The organism is Alcaligenes sp. EGD-AK7 (genome assembly GCF_000465875.3).
Lineage (GTDB): Bacteria > Pseudomonadota > Gammaproteobacteria > Burkholderiales > Burkholderiaceae_B > Alcaligenes > Alcaligenes phenolicus.
In genome coordinates, this window is record NZ_AVOG02000001.1 from 1,279,174 (window position 1) to 1,289,414 (window position 10,241).

9 protein-coding genes are annotated in these 10,241 nt (G+C 56.6%); 5 read left to right on the forward strand and 4 right to left on the reverse strand.

Translation table 11 applies throughout. The features are described 5' to 3' along the window. The first annotated feature begins 8 nt into the window (after positions 1–8). From N879_RS06040 to N879_RS06055, 4 genes are read left to right on the forward strand one after another with little or no spacing between them, the layout of a single operon-like run. Positions 9–929 carry an amidohydrolase family protein gene (locus N879_RS06040; protein ID WP_009456121.1) on the forward strand — a complete coding sequence of 307 codons (921 nt, stop codon included), beginning with the start codon at positions 9–11 and terminating at the stop codon, positions 927–929. A gap of 16 nt (positions 930–945) precedes the next feature. Continuing rightward, on the forward strand, positions 946–1,338 hold the full coding sequence (gene ligA, locus N879_RS06045) for a protocatechuate 4,5-dioxygenase subunit alpha (protein WP_009456123.1): 393 nt from the start codon (positions 946–948) through the stop codon (positions 1,336–1,338). Positions 1,339–1,350: 12 nt separating this feature from the next. Continuing rightward, the gene (locus N879_RS06050) at positions 1,351–2,199 is read left to right on the forward strand and encodes a class III extradiol dioxygenase subunit beta (RefSeq protein ID WP_021446853.1); all 849 of its coding nucleotides are present in this window, start codon (positions 1,351–1,353) and stop codon (positions 2,197–2,199) included. 39 nt (positions 2,200–2,238) lie between these two features. Then, positions 2,239–3,192, forward strand: coding sequence for a Gfo/Idh/MocA family oxidoreductase (locus tag N879_RS06055; RefSeq protein ID WP_009456127.1), 954 nt, complete (start codon positions 2,239–2,241; stop codon positions 3,190–3,192). Positions 3,193–3,409: 217 nt separating this feature from the next. Here N879_RS06055 and glcF read toward each other — a convergent pair whose 3' ends face one another. From glcF to glcD, 3 genes are read right to left on the reverse strand one after another with little or no spacing between them, the layout of a single operon-like run. Further along, positions 3,410–4,633 carry a glycolate oxidase subunit GlcF gene (glcF, locus tag N879_RS06060; protein ID WP_009456129.1) on the reverse strand — a complete coding sequence of 408 codons (1,224 nt, stop codon included), beginning with the start codon at positions 4,631–4,633 and terminating at the stop codon, positions 3,410–3,412. Then, on the reverse strand, positions 4,618–5,703 hold the full coding sequence (gene glcE / locus N879_RS06065; protein WP_009456130.1) for a glycolate oxidase subunit GlcE: 1,086 nt from the start codon (positions 5,701–5,703) through the stop codon (positions 4,618–4,620). Before glcE ends, glcF begins: the two co-directional genes overlap by 16 nt. After that, positions 5,703–7,202, reverse strand: coding sequence for a glycolate oxidase subunit GlcD (gene glcD, locus N879_RS06070; RefSeq protein ID WP_009456131.1), 1,500 nt, complete (start codon positions 7,200–7,202; stop codon positions 5,703–5,705). Before glcD ends, glcE begins: the two co-directional genes overlap by 1 nt. Before the next feature lie 195 nt (positions 7,203–7,397). On the opposite strand from glcD, the gene glcC reads away from it, so the two are divergent. Beyond that, on the forward strand, positions 7,398–8,162 hold the full coding sequence (glcC, locus tag N879_RS06075; RefSeq protein ID WP_009456132.1) for a transcriptional regulator GlcC: 765 nt from the start codon (positions 7,398–7,400) through the stop codon (positions 8,160–8,162). Between the two features lie 9 nt (positions 8,163–8,171). Here the strand turns inward: glcC and N879_RS06080 are convergent, their stop codons facing one another. Continuing rightward, positions 8,172–9,752: a phytoene desaturase family protein gene (locus N879_RS06080; RefSeq protein WP_021446855.1), complete on the reverse strand. Its 1,581-nt coding sequence runs from the start codon at positions 9,750–9,752 to the stop codon at positions 8,172–8,174. Positions 9,753–10,241: the final 489 nt, after the last annotated feature.

Consider the following 10,241-nt stretch of genomic DNA (forward strand, 5'->3'; position numbering starts at 1 on the left):
GAAGGATGATGAGCCATTTTGAGAAAACCCCCGGCTGGCTGGACTGGTACGCCGCCCCCTCCAAACCCCGACTCCAGTTACCGGCTGGTGCGGTTGATGCCCACTGCCATGTGTTTGGCCCCGCTGAGCAGTTCCCCTTCGCCCCCGAGCGCAAATACACTCCTTGCGATGCCAGCAAACAGCAGCTGTTTGCCTTGCGCGACCACCTGGGCTTTGCCCGCAACGTCATTGTGCAAGCTACCTGTCACGGCAAGGACAACAGCGCCTTGCTCGATGCCTTGCAGGCCTCACAAGGCAAGGCGCGTGGCGTTGTCACCCTGGGCTCGGATGTCACGCAACAGCAGTTGGACGCCATGCACCAGGCCGGCGTGCGCGGTGTGCGTTTCAATTTTGTCAAACGTCTGGTCGATTTCACGCCGAAAGAAGAACTGCTGAACGTTGCCCATAAAATAGCGCCTTTGGGCTGGCATGTGGTGGTGTACTTCGAGGCACAGGATTTGCCAGAACTATGGGATTTTTTCGCCGGTCTACCGACCACAGTGGTCGTTGACCATATGGGCCGTCCGGATGTCAGCCAAGGGGCAGAGAGTGCCGAGTTCGACCTGTTCGTACGCTTGATGGCCGAACACCCGAACATCTGGTCCAAGCTCTCATGCCCTGAGCGTCTGAGCAAAAGCGGTCCTGCCGCCCTGCATGGCGAGCAGCATGCGTATCAGGATGTCGTACCATTTGCACGCCGATTGATGCAGCAGTTCCCCGATCGCGTTTTGTTCGGGACCGACTGGCCCCACCCCAACCTGAAAGACCATATGCCCGATGACGGTTTGCTGGTTGACTACGTGGCACAAATTGCGCCCAGTCCCGCAGAACAACAATTACTACTGGTGGACAACCCGATGCGCCTGTATTGGCCAGAAGAGTTGACATGAATTTGAGGAGATAACTATGGCACTGGACAAACCGTACCAGGATATACCGGGAACGATTATTTTTGACTCGGAACAATCGCGTAAGGGCTACCACCTGAACCAGTTTTGCATGTCACTGATGAAGGCAGAAAACCGGGCCCGCTTTAAAGCGGACGAGTCAGCCTATCTGGATGAGTGGCCCATGAGCATGGAGCAAAAACAGGCTGTGCTCAGTCGTGACCTGAATCGCTGCATGCAACTGGGTGGCAACATCTACTTTCTGGCCAAGATCGGCGCTACCGATGGCCTGTCCTTCCAACAAATGGCAGGCAGCATGACCGGTATGAGCGAACAGGACTATCGGGAAATGATGCTCAAGGGTGGCCGCTCCCCCGAGGGCAACCGCTACTTACACGAACAAGAAAAATAACCGGAACCTATCATGGCAAAGATCAAACACTCTGTTTATACCTCGCATGTTCCTGCTATTGGTGCCGCGCTGGACCTGGGCAAGCACACCGAACCCTACTGGAAAAAAGTGTTCGACGGCTACGAATTCTCCAAGCAATGGGAGCAGGAAAACAAACCGGATGTCATCATCCTGGTCTACAACGACCACGCCAACAACTTCAGCCTGGACCTGATTCCCACTTTTGCCCTGGGCACTGGCGCCTCTTTTGAACCCAGTGACGAAGGCTGGGGCAAACGCCCTGTCCCCACGGTACAAGGGCACCCCGAACTGGCGGCCCATATTGCCCACTCGGTCATTCAGGACGACTTCGATCTGACGCTGTGCAACAAAATGGAAGTAGACCACGGCCTGACCGTTCCACTTTCCCTGATGTTCGGTCAAGTCGAACAATGGCCCTGCCCCGTAATCCCCTTGCACGTCAACGTAGTTCAGTATCCGGCCCCATCCGGCCAGCGCTGCCTGGATCTGGGCCGGGCGATCGGTCGCGCGGTCGCCTCGTATGACGAAGACCTGAATGTACAGATCTGGGGCACAGGCGGCATGAGCCACCAGTTGCAAGGCCCCCGCGCCGGACTGATCAACGCCCAATGGGACAACCAGTTCCTGGATCGCCTGATTGCCGACCCCGATGCCCTGGCTCGCGTGCCCCATATCGACTATGTGCGTGAGGCAGGCTCGGAAGGCATCGAGCTGGTGATGTGGCTGGTCGCGCGTGGCGCCATGAATCCACACGTCGATGTGCGCCACCGCTTCTACCATGTGCCCGCCTCCAATACCGCGGTCGGACACCTGATCCTGGAAAACAAAGAGACTGCGTGAGCGGGCTTGGCCCCACGCTCTGAACGAAAGGAAATAGAAATGAAAAAAGTCAATATTGCACTGGTAGGCGCAGGCGCCTTCGGCATCAAGCACCTGGACGGCCTGGCCCGTATCCCCGAAGCCCAGGTCACCTATATCGTGTCCAGCACCCAGGCCAAGGCCCAGGAAGTAGCGCAAAAATACGGCGTCCCCCACGCCTCGGGCGATCTGAACGAGGCGCTGGCCAGTCAGGAGGTCGATGCCGTCATCTTGTGCACCCCTACTCAGATGCACGCTGCGCAAACACTGGCATGCCTGAAAGCGGGCAAACACGTACAGGTTGAAATTCCCTTGGCGGACACCCTGGCCGGTGCCCAGGAAGTGCTGCAAGTACAACAGGAAAAGGGCCTAGTGGCCATGGTTGGCCACACGCGCCGCTTCAACCCCAGCCATCAGTGGATTCATCAAAAGATAAAGGCGGGTGAATTGAACATTCAGCAGATGGATGTACAGACCTATTTTTTCCGCCGCAGCAACACCAACGCCCTGGGCAAACCGCGCTCCTGGACAGACCACCTGCTCTGGCATCATGCCGCGCACACTGTCGATCTTTTTCAATACCAGACCGGCTCCAAAGTCATCAAGGCCAATGCCATCCAAGGCCCTATCCATCCTGAGCTTGGCATTGCCATGGACATGTCCATCCAGTTGCTGACAGAAAACGGCGCACTATGCACGCTATCGCTATCGTTCAACAATGACGGCCCTTTCGGCACGTTCTTTCGCTACATCTGCGACAACGGAACCTATCTGGCCCGCTACGACGACCTCACCACCGGCAAAGACGAAGTAATCGATGTCTCCCACGTGGATGTATCCATGGACGGCATCGAATTGCAGGACCGGGAGTTTATCGCGGCTATTCTGGAAAATCGCGAACCCAACTCCAGCGTGGCGTCGGTCCTGGCCTGCTATGAGACACTGGACCTGCTCGAAAAACAACTGACCGCCTAAGAGTCTGCACCGCCCCTTCCTGCAAACGAGGCTATCTGCGCGACAACGGCAAGCATATCGTCAGGTGGAGGGGGCGAACAACAGGCAGGATAACAAAACCGCAGAATTTGCCCCTGCCTGCCCCCACGTTCAAGCGCGGACGTTGCGGCTGTACTGGGCCATCCTTAGGGGCCCGCAGAAAAACATTCAACGACTCGGACAACCCTGGTTCCTGCGACTATGCACTCAAGTATTGATCCACCAACTCAATCCAATGCTTGACCGCAGTCCGACCCGCCCCATTCAAATGATTCCCGCAGGCCATATTGGCCGTGACAATCAGGTCGGGCTTGCTGCTTTCCAGCGCATCCATCTTGCGATCCCGCAGACGTCCTGCGATCTCGGGTTGAGTCAATGAATAGGTGCCCGCCGAACCACAGCACAAATGGCTATCCGGCACAGCGCCCAGATCAAAACCCAGGCGAGTCAGCACGGCCTCAACTCGTCCCCCCAGTTTTTGCGCATGCTGCAAAGTGCACGGACAATGAAAAGCAAGGCGTGGGCGGGTTTGCGTGTTCAGGCATTCTTCCAAAGGCTGCTCTTCCAGCACTTCGACCAGATCCCTGGCCAGTTCACTGACGCGGCGAGCGCGCTCGGCGTAGGCCGGATCGTTCCTGAACAGGTCCACGTACTCTTTCACAAAAGCTCCGCAACCGCTGGAGGTCTGCACAATCGCCAGAGCTCCCTGTTCGATCTGCGGCCACCAGGCGTCGATATTGCGACGCGCCTGCTCCAGGCCCTGTTCTTGCGCACCCAAGTGAAAAGACGAAGCGCCACAGCAGCCTGCCTGAGCGATGGGCGTCACGCTGATGCCCAAGCGATCCAACACCCGGGCCGTCGCAGCATTAATGGAAGGCGCCATGGCTGGCTGAACACAGCCTTCCAGCATCAGGACACGCTTGCTGTGCCGCTGTGCGGGTCGTGTCAAATCCGCATTTTGCTTGGGCGGGATTTTTTCCTGTAAAGAAGATGGCAGCAAGGGACGCATGGTTCGCGCTACCCCCAGCAAGGCGTTGACTCGAGCAGGCTCTGGCAGAATCTGCGTCAGTGCGACTCGCATGGCACGGTCCTTCAAGGGACGCTTTACTTTGGGCTCTAGTGCGGCCCGACCTATATCCAGCAAGTTGTGATACTTCACCCCCGAAGGACAGGTGGTTTCACAATTGCGGCAGCTCAGGCAACGATCCAGGTGATGCTGGGTCAGCTCCGAGGTCGCTTTGCCTTCCAGGAACATCTTGATCAGGTATATCCGGCCACGGGGGCCGTCCAGCTCGTTGCCCTGGTCCAGATAAGTCGGACAGGTGGCATTGCAAAACCCACAATGCACACAGGAGCGCAAAATAGCTTCAGCTTGCTCGGCTTGCGGTAGTTGCTGAGCCCATGGTGTCAGTTGTGTTTGCATGTGGACTCCGCCGAAGGAAAGAGACGACCTGGATTAAAAATGGCAGCAGGATCCAGCTGTTGTTTCAAACGCTGATGCCATATCAACAAGGACTCGGGCAAGACATCCTGCCCTGCACCTGATCCGGACCAGCAACGGGCATGCCCTTTCAAAGCTTTAGCCTGCGCGTGAATCTGCTCGGCAGCAGCATCGGACTTCAGCCACAGCTGTGTCCCACCCCAATCCACCAGAACCTGGCCGGGCCATGTTTGCACTGGGGCATCGACTGGCAAGGCGATTCGCCACAAGGTGCCGGCTTGCTTGAAAAACTTCAGGCGCTGCTCGCACAAATCGTCCCAATAGGACAAGTCCAAAGCCTCCCCACCGATTTGCTCTTGAGCCAATTGCACCGAGCTGTCGCCACCTTCCAGACGCAAATGCAAACGCCCGTCCTGCCAGGCTGCGCCCGTAATGGGACGGCTTTGGTCACGCCAACTGCGTAATAAACCGGCGATTTCCTGCTGGGCTACCTCCAGAACCAGGCTGGCACGGCTACGTGGGCGAGGCAAGACTTTGAAGGACACCTCGGTAATTACACCCAATGAACCCTGGGCGCCGACCATCAGCCGCGATACGTCATAACCGGCGACGTTCTTCATGACCTGGCCACCAAAACGCATATGTGTGCCCATGCCACTGATCAAACGGCAGCCCAGTACATAATCTCGTAATGAGCCTACCCAGGGACGACGCGGTCCCGACAGACCACAGGCGGTGGCTCCACCAACAGTGGCGCGGCTATCAAACAGAGGTGGCTCAAAAGGCAGGCATTGACCTTGCTCGTTCAAGATCGTTTCCAGCGCCTGCACGGAAGTCCCGGCACGCACCGTGACGACCAGTTCCGCCGGATCGTAATCGACCACCCCTTCATGGCCTGCCAGGCTCAGCTCTTGCCCCTGCACGGCTTTGCCTAAAAAAGCTTTGGTATTGCCGCCTTGCAAACGCAAGGGGGTTTTAGTGGCCAGGGCTTGCTGGACCTGCTCCAGCAATTCAGCGCTGCGATCCTGATTTTTGTGTTCTACGGTACTCATCAGAAACGCTCCAACTCTGGGAAAGGCAATTGCCCGTGATGGATGTGCATGCCGCCCATTTCTGCACAGCGATGCAAAGTAGGAATGTTCTTGCCGGGATTCAGCATGGTTTTGGGATCAAAGGCAGCTTTGATCGCATGGAAAAACTGCAGCTCGTCTTCATTGAACTGCACACACATCTGATTGATTTTTTCTCTGCCTACGCCGTGCTCGCCCGTAATTGTGCCGCCGACTTCCACACACAATTCCAGAATCTTGCCGCCCAAGGCTTCGGCTCGCTCCAGCTCGCCGGGTTGATTGGCATCGAACAGAATCAGCGGGTGCATATTGCCATCGCCTGCATGAAACACGTTGGCGACACGCAGGCCGTACTCTTCGGAAAGCTCCGCAGTTTTCTTCAGCACATAAGCCAACTGACGACGCGGAATGGTGCCGTCCATGCAGTAATAGTCGGGAGAAATCCGGCCTACAGCGGGAAAGGCATTTTTACGACCGGCCCAGAAGCGTTGTCGCTCCTGCTCGTCCCGCGCAACCCGCACTTCTTGCGCGCCGGCCTTGAAAAGAACCTGCTCAACACGAGCCACATCGTCCTGCACGTCTTCCAAAGCGCCATCAATCTCGCAAAGCAAGATCGCTTGTGCATCAACAGGATAGCCAGCGTGGATAAAGTCCTCGGCTGCGCGGATGGACATTTGATCCATCATCTCCAGCCCTGCCGGCACAATGCCTTGAGCAATAATCTGCGCCACGGCATCAGCTGCTTTTTCCACTTCGTCAAAGCTGGCCAGCAGCACTACCGTACAGGGGGGACGTGCCAGCAACTTGACGGTAATTTCCGTGACTACCCCCAGCATTCCTTCGGAACCCGTAAACAGGGCCATCAAATCAAAGCCGGGCGTATCCAGAGCTTCGGAGCCCAAAATCAATCGTTCGCCTGTGACGGTAATCACTTCCAGGCGCAGGATATTGTGTACGGTCAGACCATATTTCAGACAGTGCACACCACCCGCGTTTTCCGCTACGTTGCCACCAATTGAACAGGCAATCTGCGAAGACGGGTCCGGTGCGTAATACAAGCCAAAGGGTTGGGCCGCCTGAGAGATCGCGATATTACGCACGCCGGGCTGAACGCGAGCAATCCCGGCTACAGGGTCCAGATCCAGAATCTGGTTCAAGCGCGCCATCACCAGCAAAATACCCTGCTCCAAAGGCATGGCACCGCCCGACAAGCCGGTACCCGCACCACGAGCCACCACCGGCACGCCGACTTCGTGAGCCAAGCGCATCACGGCCTGTACCTGCTCCACATTACGGGGCAAAACGACCAGCAAGGGTTTGGCGCGATAAACACTCAGTCCATCACACTCGTAAGGATGCAGTTGCTCATTAGTGTGCAGCACATCCAGGCCGGGAATATCATCACGCAAACGGCTAAGCAGCTGCATCCTGTCCACGCGGGGCAGCACACCGTCCAGTTTTTCGTCGTAGCGCAAGCTCATGACGCCTCCTGTCTTTTAAAGTCTCCTGAAACGGATGGTCTTTGATGCGGGCTGGCTTGTCCAGCCGTCAGACTACTGGTCCGACCAGTTTTTACCCTAAGAGAGTATTAGGGTTTATCTTTATACTTATAAATCAGACAGATAGATAATCAGCTTGTTATCATTTCCATAGGCATACAACTGGTCTGACCACGAATGAAAATGCAGGAACCCAAGCGTTTGGAAGTCACCGCCGAGCTGGTCGCCCAACGCATCGAAACTTTTATTATGGATGGCGTCCTGAAACCGGGACAAGTTTTGCCCTCCGAGCGGCAACTGACGCAAAGACTGGCGGTGTCCCGATCTGCCCTGCGCGAAGGGCTGCAAATCCTGCGCGTGCGCGGCTTGATTGAAACCCGACATGGCAAAGGCTCCTTCGTCTCCAACCTGATTGATTCAGCCGTCAGCAAGCCGCTGGAGCACCTGCTTCAAGCGCAAGGGCGCACTCTATATGACTTGCTGGAAGTGCGTGAACTGCTGGAAAGCGAGGCGGCTCAACTAGCCGCCTCCAGGGGGACGGAAGCCGATCACATCATGATACGACGACGCTTTCAGGAACTGGAGGATCTGCAAATGCAGGATGCAGCGCCTGAACAGGTTGCGCGGGCAGATCATGCTTTTCATGCGGCAATCTGTGAGGCTTCACACAACCCGGTGCTGGTACACATGATCAGCCTGTTCAACGACTTGATGTTGTCTACAGTGCGCGTGTCCGTGCAGCACCTGTATCCCGACCATGACTCCAAACGCAGGTTGGACAGACAACATGCGCGTTTATGCAATGCCGTCACGCAAGGCCAAGCTGACTTGGCCCGACGCGCCGCCAAAGAACATATCGATGGGATACGACGACAACTACAGGAGATGGAGGCCAAACAGCTGCGCCTGGAACATGCCCGGCAACGTCTGAATGGCCTTTAGTTCTTTGACTTACTTCGCCAACAGATTGGCCAGCATATAACCTGATCCGGCCCCCGTCCCTGCACCGGGCCAGGTCGAGGCGCCGCACAAATACAGATCCTTGATCGGCGTCTTGTATTTGGAGTAACCGGCCACTGGACGGAAGAAGAAGTTCTGATCCAGATGGTGGCTGCCCGAGAGGTTATCACCGCCAATCAAGTTCGCATTGAACTGCTCCAGATCCTGGGGCGACATGATATGGCGGGCCAGGATCTTGCTACGCAGGCCCGGCGCATAACTTTCAAGCAGATCCAGGACGCGCTCTGCATATGCATCCTTAAGCTGCGACCAATCGCCAACGGCAATCTTGCCAGAAGCGTCGCCTTTGACTTGGGCTGGCAGCACACGCACTTGAATCCACAAGGTATGTTTCCCCTCCGGGGCGCGGGAAGGATCCAGTGCTGTACCTTGTCCAACCACAAGAACTGGCTCGGCAGGCAATAAACCTGCAGCTGCTTCGGCATAGACGCGGCTCATCATGGCCATATCGGGTGCCAGATGGACGTAGGAGAAACGCTGCAGCTCGGTGCCCGCTGTCCAATCAGGCAAGCCATCCAGAGCCAAATGGATCATCATGGTGCCCAAACCGGGGCGGAAGGCATCGACTTTCTTCTGATAATCCTTGGGGACGGTAGCAGACTGCACCAGGCGCCCAAAGACGAGCTGAGGATTCAGATTCGCGATGACCGCCTTGCGTGCCTTCAAGCGGCGACCGTTGGCCAAAACAACACCACTGGCGCGACCATTCTCTTGTTCAATTGTCTGCACGGGGGCATTCAACAGCAGCTCACCGCCCAACTCCTGCAGCAAGCTCGTCATGGCACGGATAATCGTGTCAGCACCGCCCTGCCCGATCACCATGCCGAAGGCTTGGTTGGCCATGGACTCCAGATAAGGAAACAAGGCACCGCCTGCTGTGTCTGGTGTGAAATCCACATGCAGCCCCCAGGCTGCCATCATGGCTTTCACTGAGTCGCTCTCGAAATGGCGGTCCAGAAAGTCACGAGGCGTCGCCAGCAGCAATTGCATCAGCTCTGCAACGCCATCCTTGCCCAGCTCCCGCCAGCTCTTCCAGGCGCTTTTCATCAGGCCCCAAGAAGGCATAGGGCTACCGAGCACAGCAAACAGATGGGGAGCCTTGCTCTGGAAGTCATCTAGCATGGCTTGCCAAGCCTGAGCGTCCTTCTCAGAAACAGCTCGAATACGCTTTAAGGTCGTTTCCAGGTCTGTACTGACGCCCAAATAACTTTGATCCCGGAACACGCTGGCAAAGCAATGCTCTGCGGGGACGAAAACCAAGCCATGGCGGGCCAAGGCTTCTTTATGGCGTTGGAAGAACGCAGAGCCCGCGAAGGAGGACAGGTTCATGGCGCACACATCATGCTTGAAGCCTGGCATGGTCAACTCCTGAGTGCTGACCGCACCACCCGCCGAGCTTTTGGCTTCCACAACCTGAACTTTCCAGCCTTTACTGGCCAGTTCAACCGCTGCTGCCAAGCCGTTGTGCCCTGCCCCAACCACAATCGCGTCTACTACCGTCTCTGCACCCACGGGCAACTCCTTTAGCTCTAAAGTATTTATCCGTATTCTACGGCGCAAAGAGGAAACTGAGTAGGAATTTCAGGAGGATCAGGGAGGACGAGTAGGACAAAGGCGGGTAATAACTAGGCACGTTATATGGCCATACAGAACCTGATGCCGACAGCTGTACACCCTATCTTGGTCATCAAAGCTGATTGGTACAGAAAGCTCAGCAACTAATGCTACAAGCGCGAAGAGTAGAACGACCGACCACCCTACAGGTAAGCAGCGACGGATTGAACGCCAATCCTCTTGTGCAGGGACAGGATGCCATGACCAACCTACTAGGCATAGGCCAATCGGCGTCGGTAAGAGCAAGGAATAAAAACAGCCCGGAACGGGCCAGGAGGGGGGGCGGTACGCCTGAACCGGGCGGTCCAGGGTCAGGCCTTCGAGCAATCCGAGACAGGCCGGTAGCCTGCGCTTTTGTCGCCGCATAAAACAAAACCCCCGCAAGGG